This is a genomic window from Streptomyces sp. NPDC096310, assembly GCF_044763125.1.
In the GTDB taxonomy this organism is placed as follows: domain Bacteria; phylum Actinomycetota; class Actinomycetes; order Streptomycetales; family Streptomycetaceae; genus Streptomyces.
Window position 1 is genome coordinate 1230254 of sequence record NZ_JBIWFO010000001.1, and the last position, 16138, is coordinate 1246391.

The window sequence follows — 16138 nt, forward strand, 5'->3', positions numbered from 1 at the left end:
ACCCCGGCCGGGGGCGGCCGGCCGCTCCCCCCCCACCAACGGCGCCGGCCCCCCGGGCGCCCCTCCCCCCGGGGGGGGCCCCGGCCCCGCCCCCCCGGGGGGGCCCCGGCCGGACACACCGCCCGGCCGGAGGCTACCCTTCCCGGGTGACGCAGCATCCCACGCCGAACGAGCGGCGGCCCGCGAACGACGGGCCGAAGGCCGCCGGCCGCAACCGGGCCGCTCTGGTCGCCGCCGCCCGGGAGATCTACGCGGAGCACGGACTGGACGCCCCGTTCTCCGCGATCGCGCGCCGCGCCGGGGTCGGCCAGGGCGTTCTCTACCGGCACTTTCCCGACCGGGACGCCGTGGCGACCGCGGTCCTGGAGGAGAACGTACGGCAGGTCGAGGAGGCGGCCGCGAGCGAGGAACTGACCTTCGCCGGTGTCCTCGGCGTGATGACCTGGCATCTGACGGAGTCGGCGGCCTTCATCGGCCTCCTGCACGCCGGTGAGGCGGGCCGCACCGGCATCCACGCGTACGCCCTGGCCCTTTCCGAGCGGGTCGAGCTCGCCCTGCGGGCCGAACTGCCGGACGGTCACCGGCTGGGGGCGGCGAACGATCTGATGCTGGCGGTCGCCATGGTCTCCGGGGCCGTGACCGGCCCCACCCGCGAGGAGCGGGAACGCCGGGCGCTGGCGGCCTGGCGGCTGCTCGACGTCGAGGTGGGACCGGTTCGGCCCCTCGGCGGGTGAGGGGCGCGGCGGTGTGTCAGCCGCCGTTGGACTGCCGGATGCCCTTCGCCAGCGCGTCGAAGGTGTAGAGGTACCCGCCGGCGGGCCCGCTGACGGTCATGTACGCCGTGGTCCCGCCGGGCTTGATCGCCACGTTGGTCGCCGACTCCAGCCCTTCGGTGCGGCCGGGGATCTCGACCGTCGCCAGGCGCTCACCGTGCCGGTCGTACACGACCATCGCGGGCCGGCCGTGCAGCCCCTGGTAGAGGTTGCCGGCCGCGTCCACGGCGATCGAGTCGGTCTGCGCGATTCCGCCGTCGACGCGGATGGCAGTGTGCCGGGAGGCCACCCCGCCCTCCGCGTCGAGGCGCAGATAGGAGATCCGGTTCTGGGTGAGTTCGCTGATCCACAGCCCGCGGTGGCCCACGTCGAACGAGATGCCGTTCGTCGCGGCCAGTTCGTCGGCGAGGACGGTGGCCTTCTTCCCCTCGCGGTCGATACGCACCACCCGGCCCTGCTCCTTGTTCTCGGACAGGCCGCGTGAGTCGCTGACGTACAGGTTGCCCTCCGGGTCGAAGGCGAGGTCGTCGGGGTTCATCGGCGCCCCGTCGACCCCGCCGGAGAAGAAGGTGCGGGGATCGCCGCCGTCCGGAGCCAGGCTCACGATCTCGCCGTGCGCGTAGTCGGTCAGGTAGAGCCGTCCGTCGTACGGGCTGAACTGGGCCGAGGTGTAGGCGCCCCGGCCGTCGGTGTGGACACCGCGCGACGTCTTCTTCGCGATGTCGACCCGTATCACCTTCGGCTCACCGGCGGGCGCGGTGACGTCGACGACGTACAGGCCACCGTCCTTGCCGAAGGTCGGGCCCTCCAGCAGGGTCATCCCGGTCTCCTCGTGCACCTGGGTGAGTTGCATGACCTTCTGCGCGCGGATGGTCCGGTCCTGGTGCGCGGAGGCGGCCGCCGTACCGCCGGGGGCGGCGGTTTGCGTACCGCATCCGGTGAGTGTCAGCACACCGACCGAGGCGAGCACGGCAAGGGATCGGAGGGGGAGTCGTCGCATGGGGGGATCACTCTTCCTGTCCGCTGTGTGCGGGCGCCGCCGGCGGGGAGGTTCGCGCGCGCCCGCCCGGGGCGCGGACGGGCTCGTCCCTGGTGCGGCGGTGCGCCCGCGTCCAACCGGACATCATTGTCCGGTAGTTGCTACCGTAGCGGAAGGCCGCTCGTCCTGGGCGGCCGGCACGACAGCGACCCCACAGGATCGAGGCCCCCACATGACGACGACCTCCCCAGCACCGGCCCCCGGCGAACTCGCCGAACTGAGGCAGCGTTACCGCCTCGAACGCGAGCGGCGCGTACGGCCCGACGGCGCGCTCCAGTACCGGGACACCGACGCCGAGTTCGGCTACTACGCCGCCGATCCGTACACGGGGGAGGTGGCCGGGCGCGAGCCGCTGTACGACACGGTCGATGTCGCCGTGGTCGGCGGTGGCTTCGGGGGCATCCTCGCCGGGGCCCGGCTGCGGCAGGAGGGCGTGGAGCGTGTCCGGGTCGTCGAGAAGGGCGGCGACTTCGGGGGCACCTGGTACTGGAACCGGTACCCGGGCATCCACTGCGACATCGAGTCGCACGTGTACCTGCCGATGCTCGACGAGACCGGATACGTGCCGGAGTGGAAGTACGCGCCCGGCGAGGAGATCCGCCGCCACGCGGTACGGGTCGCAAGGAAGTTCGACCTCTACGCCGACGCCCTGTTCTCCACCGCGGTCACCTCGCTGACCTGGGAGGAGGCATCCGAGACCTGGCTCGTGGCCACCGACCGCGGTGACGCGTTCCGGGCCACGTACGTCGTCACCGCCACCGGCACCCTGTCCGAACCGAAACTCCCCGGGATACCCGGCATCGAGGACTTCAAGGGCCACACCTTCCACACGTCGCGGTGGGACTACGGCTACACCGGCGGCACCGCCGACGGCGGCCTGACCGGTCTCGCGGAGAAGCGGGTGGGCATCGTCGGCACCGGTGCCACCGGCATCCAGGTCATCCCGATGCTGGCCGAGGACGCCGGGCACGTCTACGTCTTCCAGCGCACCCCCTCCACCGTGGACGTTCGCGCCAACCGCCGCACCACCGCGGGCGATGTCGGCGCCGACCACGACGGGTGGGCACGCGAACGCCGCGACAACTACCTCCGTATCGTCTCCGGTGAGACGGCCGAACAGGACCTCGTGGCGGACCGCTGGACCATGTCGGCGGGGCTTCTGGAGAAGCTTCTGCCGAGCTTCCGCCGCCAGGGCGACCGGAAGGCGTTCGAGGCCGCCTACGAGGTCGCCGACGCCGCCAAGATGAACGAGCTCCGCGCCCGCGTCGAGGAGACCGTCACCGACCAGGCCACGGCGGAGCGGCTCAAGCCCTGGTACCGGTACGCCTGCAAGCGCCCCACCTTCTCCGACAAGTACTACCCGGCGTTCAACCGGGGCAATGTCACCCTGGTCGACACCGCCGACACCCATGGCATCGAGCGCGTCACCGAGAACGGCGTCGTGGTCGGGGACACCACCTACGAACTCGACTGCCTGATCTTCGCCACGGGATTCTCCGTCGGCACCTCCGGCATCCACTCCGGCAAGCTCCCCGTCCACGGCCGCGACGGCACCCAACTGCTGCACGCCTGGGCGCGCCAGGGCCCGCGCAGCGTGCACGGCTTCACCAGCAACGGCTTCCCGAACCTGATCCAGATGGGCTCCCTCCAGAACGCCAGCAGCGTCAACTTCACGCACATCCTGGACGAGCAGGCCGTCCACGCCGCCGCCCTCGTCGCCGCCGCCGAGGCCAAGGGCGCCGTCATCGAACCGCCCCGCGAAGCCGAGGACGCCTGGATCGCCGCCCTGGCCGAGGACGCCCCCGACCACGAGTGGTTCCACGCCGAATGCACCCCCGGCTACTACAACCGCGAAGGGCGCGGCCGGCCGAACGGCCCGACCGCCTACCCCCACGGAGCGTTCGCCTTCCACGCGCTCCTGAAGCGATGGCGTACGGAGTCCATGGACGAAATCCTCCGGGCGAGGGCTTCCCGGCAGTCCTAGGGGGCGTACGGGCCGGACTCGGGCGCCGTCGCCCCACGTCGGAGCGGCGGTACGGGGGACCGCTGGGGCTCGTGGCCCCGTACCGGGACGCCGGCCGCCGGCCGCGCGTCCCGGTACGGGGCCAGGAACGCCGTCAGCGCGGACAGCATCGCCTCAGGGGTTTCCTCGGCGGGGTAGTGGCCGGACCCGGGCAGGGACAGACTCTCCACGTCGTCGGCGGCCGCCTCCATCGTCTCGCCGACCGACGCGCCCAGGTTCTCCGCCCCTCCGATCGCCAGGACGGGCAGGGACAGCCGTCGTGTCCTGCGCTCCTGGTTCTGGGCGACGGTCGTGTCGAGTGCGCGGTAGAACTCGAAGCCGCACCGCAGGGCTTCCGGGTCGCCGGCGAGCATGTCGACATAGTGCTGAACGGCGTGGCCGGGCAGCGGTTTCGCGGATTTCGTGGCGAACTGGCTGCCGAAGTAGAGCTGTTCCCGTCCGCTGACCAACTGCTCGTTGATGTCCGTGAGGCGGTTGAAGGCGAAGTGCCAGAGGCGTTCGTCGGCCTCGTGGCCGCCGAAGAGCGGCGGTGCGGGGGACAGCCCCGGTATCGCGGCCTCGGCGACGACCAGGCGGTCGAGCCGGCCGGGGTGATCCGCCGCCAGGGCGTAGCCGGTCCACATGCCGACGTCGTGACCGACCAGGGCGAAGCGCTGGTGCCCGAGCGCGTCCATCAGCGCCACCATGTCGCGTGCGAGCGTGCCGGTGTCGTATCCGCCCCGGGGCTTGCCCGAGAGCCCGACGCCGCGCGGATCGACCGCGACGATCTGGAAGACCTGGGCCGGCGCCGGCATCAGGAGACGCCAGGCGTACCAGGTCTGGGGCCGGCCAGCAACAGCAGGGCGGGCCCCTCGCCGCCGGTGACGGCGTGCAGGCGCAGTTCACCGATGTCGACGTACCGGCTGGTGAAGGTGTCGGTGAATCCGGCCGGGAGGTTCGGCACCTGGGAGACGGAACCGGGGCCCTCGGGGGTGGGCAGGTGGGGCGTCGTCAGATTCATGATCATCCTCTGTATAGGAGTAGGCGGGCGGGGCGGCCGAAGCGCGCACGTGCCGGCGCGAGGCCGTCGGCCTTCGTGAGTCCTCCGGGTACGAGAACCACGGCCCGTCACGCCAACCATCCTGGATCGACGGTCAAGGGTGAGGTGACCGATCGGTCCAAGAGGGGGGTGGGCTCCTGGGGCGAACGAAAAGGGAGGTGTCTGCTGTGTCCGGCCGCAAGCAGTTCGATGTCGGTGAGGCCCTGGACCAGGCCATGCGGGTGTTCTGCCAGCGCGGGTACGCGGATGCCTCGCTCGATGCCCTCGGCTCGGCGACGGGCCTCGGCCGCGGTTCCCTCTACGGAGCCTTCGGCGCCAAGGACGCCCTGTTCGCCCGGTGCCTCGACCGCTACGCGTCGATCTACGGCGCCCAGTACGAGCGGGCGCTCGCGGCACACCCCGATGATCCGGTGCGCGCGGTCGAAGCGTTCTTCGACGTCGTCCTGGGCCGTATCGCCGACCCGGCGGTCCCTGCGCGGTGCCACCACTCCCTCCGAGTCGAAGGTGGAGGTCAAACAGGCCGCGATGGCCACCGCCGCCCACTCGGTGCTCGTCGCCGGATCTTCCAAGTACGGTACGTTCGGCCGGTACCGGGTCGCGCCGCTCGCCGCCTTCGACACGATCGTCACCGATGCCGACCTGACCGATGCGGCCGCCGAGGGCATCCGTACAGGAGGCTCCTCGCCGGCACTGGCCCGTTCCTGACGCCGGCCGGCACCGGGTCACGCCCTGGTGATCTCCCTGCCCGGCATCGGCTCCGCGAGAGCCGCCCGCCAAGCGGGCGCGCCGAAGGGGTCCGCGAAGTACTGGGTCTCGTGCACCACATGCCCGTGGGCGAATTCCATGACGCTCACCGCGCGGCTGGGCACCCCGTCGTAGGTGATGACGCACTCGCTCACCCACAGATCCCCGCCGCCGACGATCCGGCGGACGGCGAAGTGCCGATCGGCGGGGTGCCCGCCACGCTGCGCCGAAATCGCCGCGCGGCCCCGGAACCGTTCGCCCGACTGCGGATAGTCGAGGATCGCGTCCACGGCGTAGAGGGCGTGCTCCGCCTCGATGTCCCCGCGTTCCGATGCCCGCCAGTGCTCCTCGATCGCGGTCCTGGTCCGCGTATCAGCATCCATCGCCTTGTCCCTTCTGCTGGCGGTCGGAGCGATCAGGGACCGGCCGTGGAACGTCAGGGGAAACGGGGACAGCGTAGACCGCCCGGTCCCGGGCGCGCGGAGCGACCCGCGTCAGAACGGCTGCCGGATCCGGGCGAGTGCCGCGGTGGTGAGGACCTGGTCGGGGTGGCCGTCTCCCGCCAGACGTCCGTCGTGCAGGACGAGGCAGGTGTCCGAGGCGCGCGCCGCCTCCAGGTCGTGCGTGGCCTGGACGACCGTCACCCCGTCGGCGACGAGTTCGGTGAGCAGTGTCGCGATCCGTTCCCTGGCCTCCGGGTCCAGGCCCGTGGTCGGCTCGTCGAGCAGCAGCAGGTCGGACCCCTGGGCCAGCCCCTGGGCGATCAGGGCGCGTTGGCGCTGACCGCCCGACAGCTCCCCCAGCTGGCGTGAGGCGAGAGCGCCGATACCGAGCCGGTCCAGCGCGTGGTCCACCGTCGCGTGGTCGCGCCCGGTCAGCCGGCGCCAGGGGCCGCGTTCGCCCCAGCGCCCCATCTCCACCGTCTGCCGGACGGTCAGCGGCAGTGTGTCGCCGACCGCCGTGCGCTGGGGGACGAACGCGGGCGGCAGTACACCGTTGTGGTGGAGTTCGCCCGATGTCGGACGGATCACACCGGCCATGACGCCGAGCAGTGTCGACTTCCCGCTGCCGTTCGGCCCGACCAGCGCGGTCATGGCGAGTCCCGGTATCGCGGCGTCGAGTTGGCGGAGGACGGGGCGGCCGGGATATCCCGCACACAAAGCGGCGAATCGGACGCGCGGAGTCCGGCCTCGCGGCGCGGTGGTCAGATGGTTCGGTGTTTTGAACATGATTTTCATTGTAGTGTGCCGGTCATGGAGTGGTTGACGGCCCCGTTCGAGGTCACATTCGTACAGCGAGCCCTGTGGGGCGGAATCCTGGTGTCCGCGATCTGCGCACCGGCCGGGACCTGGGTGGTGCTCAGAGGCATGGCCTTCCTCGGGGACGCCATGTCCCACGGGTTGCTGCCCGGGGTCGCGCTGGCCGCACTGTTTGGCGGCAACCTGCTGGTGGGCGCGGTGCTGAGCGCGGCCGTCATGACGGCGGGCGTCACCGCGCTGGGGCGCGCCCCGAAGCTGTCCCAGGACACCGGGATCGGGCTGCTGTTCGTCGGCATGCTCTCGCTCGGCGTGATCATCGTGTCGCGCTCGCAGTCCTTCGCGGTGGACCTGACCGGATTCCTCTTCGGTGACGTCCTCGCCGTACGGCAGCAGGACCTGTACCTGCTGGCGGCGGCCCTGCTGATCTCCCTGGCCGTCTCGGTCCTCGGTCACCGGGCCTTTCTGGCCCTGGCGTTCGACCCTCGCAAGGCCCGGACCCTCGGGCTGCGTCCGCGGCTCGCCCACGCCGTACTGCTCGGACTGCTCGGCCTGGCGATCGTTGCCTCGTTCCACATCGTGGGGACGCTGCTCGTCCTCGGCCTGCTCATCGCCCCACCGGCCGCCGCGCTGCCCTGGGCGCGCGGTGTCCGCGGGGTCATGGTGCTCGCCGCCCTCCTCGGCGTCACCGCCACCTTCGGCGGCCTGCTGCTGTCCTGGCATCTGGGAACCGCGGCCGGAGCGACCGTCGCGGCCCTCGCGGTCGGCCTGTTCTTCCTCTCCCATGGGGCATCCGGCCTGCGGCACCACCGCGCCACCACGCCCGTTCCCGCCCACGAAGTCAACTGAAGGAAACCTGAGGCGATGGCCCTGACCGTCAAAAGAAACGTCACCCCGCGGGCCGCGGCCGCCCTGCTGCTCCCCGCGCTGCTCGCCACGAGCTGTACCGGAGAGCGGGACAACGGCCCCCGGCCGGCGGCGCGTTCCTCCTCCGCCACCCCGCACGGTTATGTCGACGGCGCGCACGAAGCCGCCGAACAGCAGTCCCGTCTGCTCCTCAACGACCCCGACAGCGGGAACACCCGGGTCCTCGACCTCGTCAGCGGCACGGTGCGGGGAACCGAACCGGTGGCGGGCGCCGTCCGGCTGGAAACGGACGGACGGTTCGGCTACCTCCACACCGCCGAGAGCACCCACGTACTCGACAGCGGCGCCTGGATGGTGGACCACGGCGACCATGTCCACTACTACCGGGCGGCGATACGCGACATCGGCGATCTCCCGGTGGGCCGTACGGCGCGGGTACGCGGCGACATCGCGGTGACCGCGCTGACCGACGAGGCCGGCCGCGTGGTCCTCCACGACCGGAGCGAACTGGAGAAGGGCTCGATCACGTCGCCCCGGACGCTGCCGGGCACCTACACGGGCCCCGTCGTCCCGTACGCCGGGCACCTGGTCGCCTTCACCGGGAAGGGCGGCACGGCGCGGCCCGCCGTACTCGACCGGAAGGGCAGGCGCGTCGCGTCCCCGGAGGCGGAGTGCCAGGACCCGCGAGGTGACGCCGTCACGCGGCGCGCAGTGGTGGTGGGATGCGCCGACGGCGCCCTGCTCGTCCGTGAACGGAACGGTACCTTCACCGCCGAGAAGATCCCGTACGGCGACGACATCCCCGAGGAGCAACGGGCCACGGCCCTGCGGCAGCGCCCCGGCAGCGACACCCTCACCGCGCCCGCCGGGCAGGACGCCGTGTGGATCCTCGATGTCACCGAGCGGACCTGGACCCGGGTGAGCACCGGACCCGTCGTCGCCGCCAACACCGCGGGGGAGGGCTCCCCGCTGCTCGTCCTGGAGACCGACGGAGCCCTGCACGGCTACGACATCGCCACCGGCGAACACATCGCGCGGACCCAGCGGCTCCTGACGGGGCATCAGCGGGTGGGTGCCGAGGCGATCACACCCGTGATCGAGGTCGACCGCAGCCGCGCCTACGTCAACGACCGTGACGGCAAAAGGGTGTTCGAGATCGACTACAACGACGGACTGCGCGTCGCGCGCTCCTTCGACCTCGACATCGAGCCGGCCCTGATGGCGGAGACGGGCCGATGAGGGCGATGCGGCGCGCACGGATGCGGACCCGGCTGCGCAGCCTGCTCATGGGCCTGCTCGCCCTGGTCACGGCCGCTGCCGCCACCGCCTGCGGCACCGGAGGCGAGCGGCCTGGGATCGTGGTCACCACGAACATCCTCGGCGACATCACACGGCAGATCGTCGGCGACGAGGCCGAGATCACCGTCCTGATGAAGCCGAACGCGGACCCACACTCCTTCGGCCTGTCCGCCGCACAGGCCGCCACACTGGAACGTGCCGACCTGGTGGTCTTCAACGGTCTGGGCCTGGAGGAGAACGTACTGCGGCACGTCGACGCGGCCCGCGACTCCGGCGTCGCCACCTTCGAGGTGGGCGAGGCGGTCGGCCCGCTCACCTTCCGGGCGAGCGCCGACGGAGGCCCCGCCGACGGGGGAGGACAGCCCGACCCGCACTTCTGGACCGACCCGGACCGGGTACGGAAGGCCGCCGGCCTGATCGCCGGTCAGGTGATCGAGCACGTGAACGGCGTGGACGAGGCCGCGATACGCGCCCACGCCGGCCACTACGACACGAACCTGGCGGACCTCACCACCTGGATGGAGAAGTCCTTCGACCGCATCCCCGAGGACCACCGCGCCCTGGTGACCAACCACCACGTCTTCGGCTACCTCGCCGCTCGCTTCGGCTTCCGGGTGATCGGCGCGGTCATCCCCAGCGGCACCACCCTCGCCTCACCCAGCTCCTCCGACCTGCGCTCCCTCACCCGGGCGATGGAGGAGGCCGGGGTACGCACCGTGTTCGCCGACTCCTCGCGGCCCACCCGGCTGGCCGAGGTGCTCCGTACCGAACTGGGCGGCCGGGTCGCGGTCGTCGAGCTCCACTCGGAGTCACTGACCGCGCGAGGCGAGGGCGCCGACACCTACCTGCGCATGATGCGCGCCAACACCACCGCCATGACCGACGGCCTCACCGCCGGCGCGACCGGCGGCTGACCCCCGGCCCCACCGACGCCCGGTCGACCGGGCGTTCGTCAACCGTCACGTACTCCACGCCGCCGACGCGCGGCCCGGAAAGGAACACACCGGTGAACACCTCGATACGCACCAGAGCCCTCACGGGTACGGCCCTCACCCTCGCGGTGGCCACGGTCCTGACCGCCTGCGGAGGGGAGGACCCCTCGACCGGCGCGAAGGCCACGACGAGCCCCACGCCCGCGAAGACGGTCAAGGACCCGTTGGTCGCCACCTTCGACGGAGGCCTGTACGTCCTGGACGGCGCGAGCCTCGAACTCGGCGGGACCATCGCCCTGCCCGGCTTCAACCGGGTCAGCCCCGCCGGGGACGGCGACCATGTCATCGTCTCCACGGACAGCGGCTTCCGTGTCCTGAACGCCACCGGACGGAGCTTCACCGGCGTCGAGTACCAGGGCGCCAAGCCCGGCCATGTCGTCCGTCACGCGGGCAGGACCGTGCTCTTCACCGACGGCACCGGTGAGGTCAACGTCTTCGACCCCGCCGATCTCGGCGGCGGCGAGAAGCCCGAGGGCCGCGGCTACACCTCCGCGGAACCGCATCACGGTGTCGCCATCGAGCTGAAGAACGGTGAACTCCTCAGCACACTGGGCACCGAGGAGAAGCGTACGGGGGCTCTCGTACTGGACAAGAACAACAAGGAGATCAAGCGCGCCGAGAACTGCCCCGGTGTGCACGGCGAGGCGGCCGCCAGGAACGAGGCCGTCGCCGTCGGCTGCGAGGACGGCGTCCTGATCTACAAGGACGGCGAGTTCACCAAGGCCGAGGCCCCCGACGACTACGGCCGGATCGGCAACCAGGCCGGCAGCGACGTATCGCCCGTCATCCTCGGCGACTACAAGACCGACCAGGAGGCGGAGCTGGAGCGGCCGACCCGGATATCCCTCGTCGACACCGAAACGGCGAAGGTGCGCCTGGTCGACCTGGGTACCAGCTACTCGTTCCGCTCACTGGCCCGCGGCCCGGAGGGCGAGGCGCTCGTGCTCGGCACCGACGGCGCGATCCGGGTGATCGACCCGGTGAGCGGCGCCATCGAGAAGAAGATCCCCGCCGTGGGCGAGTGGCAGGAACCCCTGGACTGGCAGCAGGCCCGGCCCACCCTCTTCGTCCGCGACCACACCGCCTACGTATCCGAACCCGGGAAGAAGGCCCTGCACGCCATCGACCTCGAAACCGGCAAGAAGACCAGCTCGGTGACCCTGCCGAAGAGCACCAACGAACTGTCGGGGGTCGTCGCGCCCCACTGACCCCCGCACCGCCCCTGCGGCCGGCGGGCCGCAGGGGATCGGCGTGGTCGGCTGGTTCCGCGAGAACGGCGAATTCCCCGTCGACGACGTCGCCTGCCAACTGACGCGCCGGTGCCAACCGACGCTCCGGACGGCTACGCCGCCGGCGTCGGCACAGCCCCGTCGGCGGAACCGCGTACCGGTCCCTTCCAAGCGGTCGTGGCCGTTTCACCGGCAGGTCCGGGCGGTTCAGGTTTGCGGGTCACGGTGCCCGGTCGGCTGACCACGGCCGGGTCGCGGTGGTCGAAGAACAGCGACGCCCCCGAGGTGTGCCGGGGGGTGATGAGCGGGGGTGTATCAGGGCCCCCTCCGCGGGCGTGCACGGTGACGGCGGAGAGACACTGAAACCATGGCACCCGAGCAGCACACCGGCGAGGAACTGGGCCGCTTCCCGCGCGCCTGCCGCACCCGGACCAGCCAGCCCGCAGAGCGTCGGCCTGACCCCCGGGCCAAGGGTCCGCCGTACCCCTGGCCTGCGCCGCGAGGAGCTGGCCACCCTCGCCGGGGTCAGCATCGACTACTGCACCCGGCTGGAGCGCGGCAAGGAGACCCGGCCCGGTCCCGCCGTCATCGACGCGCTCGCCCGCGCGCTCAAGCTGGACGAGGCCGAGCACCAGCACCTGCGCGACCTCGCGGGACGCGCCGCCCGCTACGCGCCCCAGCCGGCCCCGGCGCCCGGCCGCACCGTGCGCCCCCACCTGAAACTGCTGCTGGAAGCCGTACGGCCGAACCCGGCCTGTCGTCAGCCGCAGCATGGACCCCCTCGCCCACAACCCCGGCGGGCTCGCCCTCTACGCCGGCATCGCCGACTGGCCCGCCACCCAGCGCAACCTCGCCCGCTATCTCTTCCTCCACTCCGCCGCCCGCGAGATCTTCCCCGACTGGGACAACCAGATCCGCGGCTGCGTCGCCCGGCTGCGCGCCCTGGCCGGCACGGCCCCCGACGCCCCGGACCTCACCCGCCTCGTCGGTGAACTCCTCCTCAAGAGCCCCGACTTCGCCGGGCTGTGGGAGCGGTACGAGGTCACCGGCCGCACACACGCCAGCGTTCCCCCACGTGCGGTAGGCATCGGTTCCCCGCTTCGTCACCTTTCGGCGGGCCGGGCTGCCGCGGGTAGTTCCACAGCGACGCGGATCCCGCCGGCAGGGCGCGGGGCGAGGGTGAGTGTTCCGTCGTGTGCGCGGGTGATGGTCTTGACGATGGCCAGGCCCAGGCCGACGCCCGCGTGATCGGTGCTGATGCGCTCGGTGCCGCGCTGGAACGGTTCGGTGAGTGTCGAGGCCTGCCGCGGGGTGAGCTTCTTGCCGGTGTTCTCGACCGTGAGTTCCACGGTCCCGGGGCGGACGCCGGTATGGACCCACACAGTGCCCTGTCCGGGCAGGTTGTGCACGATGGCGTTGTGCACCAGGTTCGTGGTGAGCTGCAGCAGGAGCGCCTGCGATCCGGCCGCGGGGGTGATGTCACCGGTGGTCTCGATGGTGACACCGCGCTTCTCGGCGAGAGGGAGGAGCGTTTCGGTGGCTTCTTCCGCCAGGAGGGACAGGTCGACGTACTCGCGGGTGAAGGATCGCTGGTCGGCGCGGCTGAGCACGAGGAGCGCCTCGGTCAGGTCGATCGCCCGGGTGTTGACGACGTGCAGGCGGTCGATGATGTCACCGGTGTCGCGCTGCGGATCGGTGCGGGCCAGGTCGAGAAGTGTCCTGGAGACCGCCAGCGGGGTGCGCAACTCGTGCGAGGCGTTGGCCGCGAACCTCTGCTGTTCCGCGACGTGTGCCTCAAGCCGTGCGAGCATGGCGTCGAAGGCGTCGGCGAGTTCGCGGAACTCGTCGTTGCGGCCCGGCAGCCGGATCCGGTGGGAGAGCGATCCGCTCGTGGCGGTACGTGTGGCGTCCGTGATCCGGGTCAGCGGGGCGAGCATACGGCCGGCGAGCATCCATCCTCCGAGGAGACCGAACGCCAGAAGGAAGACCATCACCGCGCCCGCGGCCGGCGCGAAGGTGCGCAGGAGGACGGAGCGTTCCAGCACCCCACCGGGGCTGTTCGCCACGTCGGGCAGGGCACTCAGCATGAACACCCACACCGCTGCGAGCAGCAAGGTGCCCGCGAACATGAGGAAACCCGCGTAACTGAGGGTGAGTTTGAGGCGAACGCTCACCCCGGGCGTTCTAGCCACGGTCTCCTCCCTTGTGCCCGGCCCCGTCCCCCGTCCTGTCCCCGGCCTCCGGTCGCGTGTCGATGCGGTAGCCGACGCCGGGCACGGTGGCGATGATCCAGGGTTCGCCGAGGCGTTTGCGCAGCGCCGAGACGGTGATACGTACGGCGTTGGTGAACGGATCGGCGTGCTCGTCCCATGCCCGCGCCAGCAGATCCTCGGCGCTGACGACACCGCCTTCGGCGGCGACGAGGACTTCGAGCACCGCGAACTGCTTCCTGGTCAGCGCGACGTAGCGGCCGTCCCGGTAGACCTCTCTGCGGAACGGATCCAGCCGCAGACCGGCGAGCTCCCGCACAGGGGGCCTGGTGTGGCCACGTCTGCGGTCGAGTGCTCGGATCCTGAGCACGAGTTCCTGGAGTGCGAAGGGCTTCGTGAGGTAGTCGTCGGCGCCGAGTTCGAACCCGGAGGCCTTGTCGTCGAGCCGGTCGGCCGCGGTGACCATGAGGATCGGCATGCCGCTGCCGCCGGCGACGATGTGCTGGGCGATCGCGTCACCGGAAGGGCCGGGGACATCGCGGTCGAGAACAGCGATGTCGTAGGCGTTGACGCTCAGCAGTTCCAGAGCGGTGTCGCCGTCCCCGGCGATGTCGGCGGCGATCGCTTCCAGGCGTAGACCATCGCGGATGGCCTCCGCCATATACGGTTCGTCCTCGACGATCAGCACACGCATGCTGTCGATGCTACGAGTCGGCGCATATCGTCGGCATATCGAAAACCGCATACGTGCCGGCAACACCACACCGCCTTGACTGACGGCATGTCCCACAGCGAATCAGCCCTCGATGACACGACAACGGCGCGGCCGGACACGGCGGAGACCGGGCAGGGCGGCGCCGGCCGCCGGGACGCGGGCGGTGGGACCTGGCGCGCGGGCATCCGCCGGGCGATCCGTATCGGCTCCCGGCCGGGGCCCTGGAGGCGCGGCCCGGTGCTCGCGGCGCTGGCGCTGCTGCTCGGCCTGGTCATGCTGCTGCACGCGCGGATCACGGACCGCGGCGGCCTCGGCAGCCTGGTGGAGACCTGCCTGCCGTGGTTCGGCCTGTTCGTCCCGGTGCTGCTGGCCGGGGCGGTGCGGCGCCGCTCCGCCTCGGCGGTGGCCGCGCTGCTGCTGCCGGTCACGGTGTGGCTGAACCTCTTCGGCGGGCTGCTCGGCGACAAGTCCCACCCGGGCGCCGACCTCACCGTGGCCGGCCACAACGTCGGCGCCGACAACCCCGACCCGGCCGGCACGGCCCGCGACCTGGCCGCCTCCGGCGCGCAGGTGCTGGCCCTGGAGGAGATCACCCCGCAGGCGAAGCCGCTGTACGAGAAGGAGCTGGCGGAGGCGTACCCGCACCACACGGTGCAGGGCACGGTCGGGCTGTGGAGCAAGCTGCCGCTGTCGGACACCCGGCCGGTCGACATCAGCATGGACTACGGGCCGCTGGCCGACACCAAGACGGCCGACGTCAAGATGGCCTACAACCGGGCGCTGCGGACCACGGTGGCCACGGACCGGGGCCCGCTGGCGGTGTACGTGGCCCACCTGGGGTCCGTACGTGTGTTTCCCAGGAACGGCTTCTGGACGGAGAGCCGGGACCGCGGCGCGCAGGCGCTCGGGGAGGCCGTCGCAGCGGAGCGGAACGAGCGGGTGGTGCTGCTCGGCGACTTGAACGGCACCCTGGACGACCGGGCGTTCGCCGGCATCACCGCGCGGACGCACTCGGTCCAGGACGCGGCCGGGGACGGCTTCGGCTTCACCTGGCCGGCGGGGTTCCCGGTGGCGCGGATCGACCAGATCCTGGTCAGGGGCGTGGAGCCGGTGAGCTCGCGGGTGCTGCCGGCCACCGGCAGCGACCACCGGCCGGTGGCGGCCGGAATCAGGTGGTGAGCACCGCGTGAAGCTTCCGCCGCCTCCCGCCGCCCGCCTCCCGCCGCCCGGCACCCCGCGCGCGGCCGTGCACCGGGCTCAGGTCTCCTCGTCGTCGAGCAGGGCGAGCCGGGTCGTCACGTCGTCGGCGAAACGGGCGAGGAGGCGGACGAGGTCGTCACGGTCCTGGCGGGGCCAGTCGGCGAGGGCGTCGCTGAACCAGCCGAGCAGGAAGGCGAGATAGCGGTTGACGGCCTCGGTGCCGGCGTCGCTGGGTTCGATGAGGCGGGCCCGCGCGTCGTGCGGGTCGGGGATGCGGTGGACGAGGTCGCGCTTCTCCAGGATCTGGACCTGGCGGGTGATGTGCGGGCCCACGACCTGCATACGGTCGGCGATCTCGCCGATCCGCAAGGGCTTGCCGGCCGTATGCAGGGCGACCAGCACACCCACCGCGGAGCGGTCGCGTCCCAGGCCCGCGTGTTCGGCGGCGCGCTCCACGAGGCGCCCCCGGTTGACGGCGGCACCGAGCCGGCTGATCCGGGGCAGCGCGGCGAGCAGGCCGAGGCGCGGATCCTCCGGTTCGTGGGCCTCGGGGGACTCCGGGGAATCGGTGGGCACGGCACCTCCATTTGCATACCTGAGTTAGGTATCTATATTGTGTGGGGCTATCGCCACCCGCCAGGGCGGCGTGCGGCCTCCGTAAAGATACCTGAGGTACGTATCTTTTCGCTGGTCCGGTGTGTACCACCGACATGCCGGCAGGGAAGCCCGCCGGGGAAGTGAGAGGCCATGAA

15 protein-coding genes and 3 pseudogenes are annotated in these 16138 nt (G+C 71.7%); 10 read left to right on the plus strand and 8 right to left on the minus strand.

Going from position 1 to position 16138, the window contains the following annotated elements:
• Positions 1-146: 146 nt before the first annotated feature.
• Complete coding sequence (locus ACIQ7D_RS04900) at positions 147-734, plus strand: TetR/AcrR family transcriptional regulator (protein ID WP_403933573.1); 588 nt, start codon at positions 147-149, stop codon at positions 732-734.
• 16 nt (positions 735-750) lie between these two features.
• Here ACIQ7D_RS04900 and ACIQ7D_RS04905 read toward each other — a convergent pair whose 3' ends face one another.
• Positions 751-1773, minus strand: coding sequence for an SMP-30/gluconolactonase/LRE family protein (locus ACIQ7D_RS04905; protein WP_403933574.1), 1023 nt, complete (start codon positions 1771-1773; stop codon positions 751-753).
• A 211-nt stretch (positions 1774-1984) separates the two neighbouring features.
• Here ACIQ7D_RS04905 and ACIQ7D_RS04910 point away from each other — a divergent pair, with 211 nt between their 5' ends.
• The gene (locus ACIQ7D_RS04910) at positions 1985-3796 is read left to right on the plus strand and encodes a flavin-containing monooxygenase (protein ID WP_403933575.1); all 1812 of its coding nucleotides are present in this window, start codon (positions 1985-1987) and stop codon (positions 3794-3796) included.
• Here the strand turns inward: ACIQ7D_RS04910 and ACIQ7D_RS04915 are convergent.
• Positions 3793-4629, minus strand: a complete 837-nt coding sequence (locus ACIQ7D_RS04915) for an alpha/beta fold hydrolase (RefSeq protein ID WP_403933577.1) — start codon at positions 4627-4629, stop codon at positions 3793-3795. The genes ACIQ7D_RS04910 and ACIQ7D_RS04915 overlap by 4 nt on opposite strands.
• Positions 4629-4835 (minus strand): hypothetical protein, encoded by a 207-nt coding sequence (locus ACIQ7D_RS04920; RefSeq protein ID WP_403933579.1) that lies wholly within the window; start codon positions 4833-4835, stop codon positions 4629-4631. The genes ACIQ7D_RS04915 and ACIQ7D_RS04920 overlap by 1 nt, the downstream gene beginning before the upstream one ends.
• A gap of 254 nt (positions 4836-5089) precedes the next feature.
• Between ACIQ7D_RS04920 and ACIQ7D_RS04925 the strand changes: the two are divergent.
• Together ACIQ7D_RS04925 and ACIQ7D_RS04930 are read left to right on the plus strand one after the other, a co-directional pair.
• Positions 5090-5152, plus strand: a pseudogene (locus tag ACIQ7D_RS04925) (TetR/AcrR family transcriptional regulator); the annotation flags it as partial.
• 154 nt (positions 5153-5306) lie between these two features.
• Positions 5307-5579, plus strand: a pseudogene (locus tag ACIQ7D_RS04930) (DeoR/GlpR transcriptional regulator); the annotation flags it as partial.
• 17 nt (positions 5580-5596) lie between these two features.
• Here the strand turns inward: ACIQ7D_RS04930 and ACIQ7D_RS04935 are convergent.
• Both ACIQ7D_RS04935 and aztA read right to left on the minus strand, forming a co-directional pair.
• Positions 5597-6001: a nuclear transport factor 2 family protein gene (locus ACIQ7D_RS04935; protein WP_403933581.1), complete on the minus strand. Its 405-nt coding sequence runs from the start codon at positions 5999-6001 to the stop codon at positions 5597-5599.
• A gap of 111 nt (positions 6002-6112) precedes the next feature.
• Complete coding sequence (gene aztA / locus ACIQ7D_RS04940; protein WP_403933582.1) at positions 6113-6856, minus strand: zinc ABC transporter ATP-binding protein AztA; 744 nt, start codon at positions 6854-6856, stop codon at positions 6113-6115.
• Positions 6857-6871: 15 nt separating this feature from the next.
• Between aztA and aztB the strand changes: the two genes are divergently transcribed.
• The 5 genes and pseudogenes from aztB to ACIQ7D_RS04965 form a co-directional block, all read left to right on the plus strand.
• Positions 6872-7723 carry a zinc ABC transporter permease AztB gene (gene aztB / locus ACIQ7D_RS04945; RefSeq protein ID WP_403933584.1) on the plus strand — a complete coding sequence of 284 codons (852 nt, stop codon included), beginning with the start codon at positions 6872-6874 and terminating at the stop codon, positions 7721-7723.
• Between the two features lie 15 nt (positions 7724-7738).
• Positions 7739-8980 carry a hypothetical protein gene (locus tag ACIQ7D_RS04950; protein WP_403933586.1) on the plus strand — a complete coding sequence of 414 codons (1242 nt, stop codon included), beginning with the start codon at positions 7739-7741 and terminating at the stop codon, positions 8978-8980.
• Positions 8977-9954 carry a zinc ABC transporter substrate-binding protein AztC gene (gene aztC, locus ACIQ7D_RS04955; RefSeq protein WP_403933587.1) on the plus strand — a complete coding sequence of 326 codons (978 nt, stop codon included), beginning with the start codon at positions 8977-8979 and terminating at the stop codon, positions 9952-9954. The genes ACIQ7D_RS04950 and aztC overlap by 4 nt, the downstream gene beginning before the upstream one ends.
• A 92-nt stretch (positions 9955-10046) precedes the next feature.
• Positions 10047-11240 carry a zinc metallochaperone AztD gene (gene aztD, locus ACIQ7D_RS04960; protein ID WP_403933589.1) on the plus strand — a complete coding sequence of 398 codons (1194 nt, stop codon included), beginning with the start codon at positions 10047-10049 and terminating at the stop codon, positions 11238-11240.
• Positions 11241-11628: 388 nt separating this feature from the next.
• Positions 11629-12326, plus strand: a pseudogene (locus ACIQ7D_RS04965) (helix-turn-helix transcriptional regulator); the annotation flags it as partial.
• 38 nt (positions 12327-12364) lie between these two features.
• Here ACIQ7D_RS04965 and ACIQ7D_RS04970 read toward each other — a convergent pair.
• Both ACIQ7D_RS04970 and ACIQ7D_RS04975 read right to left on the minus strand, forming a co-directional pair.
• Positions 12365-13453, minus strand: a complete 1089-nt coding sequence (locus tag ACIQ7D_RS04970; RefSeq protein ID WP_403933591.1) for a sensor histidine kinase — start codon at positions 13451-13453, stop codon at positions 12365-12367.
• Positions 13446-14165 (minus strand): response regulator transcription factor, encoded by a 720-nt coding sequence (locus tag ACIQ7D_RS04975; protein WP_403933592.1) that lies wholly within the window; start codon positions 14163-14165, stop codon positions 13446-13448. The genes ACIQ7D_RS04970 and ACIQ7D_RS04975 overlap by 8 nt, the downstream gene beginning before the upstream one ends.
• Before the next feature lie 87 nt (positions 14166-14252).
• Between ACIQ7D_RS04975 and ACIQ7D_RS04980 the strand changes: the two genes are divergently transcribed.
• Positions 14253-15365, plus strand: coding sequence for an endonuclease/exonuclease/phosphatase family protein (locus ACIQ7D_RS04980; RefSeq protein WP_403933594.1), 1113 nt, complete (start codon positions 14253-14255; stop codon positions 15363-15365).
• 78 nt (positions 15366-15443) lie between these two features.
• On the opposite strand, the gene ACIQ7D_RS04985 is transcribed toward ACIQ7D_RS04980, so the two are convergent.
• Positions 15444-15962, minus strand: coding sequence for a MarR family winged helix-turn-helix transcriptional regulator (locus tag ACIQ7D_RS04985; RefSeq protein WP_403933596.1), 519 nt, complete (start codon positions 15960-15962; stop codon positions 15444-15446).
• Positions 15963-16138: the final 176 nt, after the last annotated feature.

Coding starts and splice junctions, on each gene's coding strand:
- ACIQ7D_RS04905 (WP_403933574.1), bottom strand. CDS start 1,773: ATGCGACGACTCCCCCTCCGATCCCTTGCCGTGCTCGCCTCGGTCGGT.
- ACIQ7D_RS04910 (WP_403933575.1), top strand. CDS start 1,985: ATGACGACGACCTCCCCAGCACCGGCCCCCGGCGAACTCGCCGAACTG.
- ACIQ7D_RS04915 (WP_403933577.1), bottom strand. CDS start 4,629: ATGCCGGCGCCGGCCCAGGTCTTCCAGATCGTCGCGGTCGATCCGCGC.
- ACIQ7D_RS04920 (WP_403933579.1), bottom strand. CDS start 4,835: ATGAATCTGACGACGCCCCACCTGCCCACCCCCGAGGGCCCCGGTTCC.
- ACIQ7D_RS04935 (WP_403933581.1), bottom strand. CDS start 6,001: ATGGATGCTGATACGCGGACCAGGACCGCGATCGAGGAGCACTGGCGG.
- aztA (WP_403933582.1), bottom strand. CDS start 6,856: ATGAAAATCATGTTCAAAACACCGAACCATCTGACCACCGCGCCGCGA.
- aztB (WP_403933584.1), top strand. CDS start 6,872: ATGGAGTGGTTGACGGCCCCGTTCGAGGTCACATTCGTACAGCGAGCC.
- ACIQ7D_RS04950 (WP_403933586.1), top strand. CDS start 7,739: ATGGCCCTGACCGTCAAAAGAAACGTCACCCCGCGGGCCGCGGCCGCC.
- aztC (WP_403933587.1), top strand. CDS start 8,977: ATGAGGGCGATGCGGCGCGCACGGATGCGGACCCGGCTGCGCAGCCTG.
- ACIQ7D_RS04975 (WP_403933592.1), bottom strand. CDS start 14,165: ATGCGTGTGCTGATCGTCGAGGACGAACCGTATATGGCGGAGGCCATC.
- ACIQ7D_RS04980 (WP_403933594.1), top strand. CDS start 14,253: ATGTCCCACAGCGAATCAGCCCTCGATGACACGACAACGGCGCGGCCG.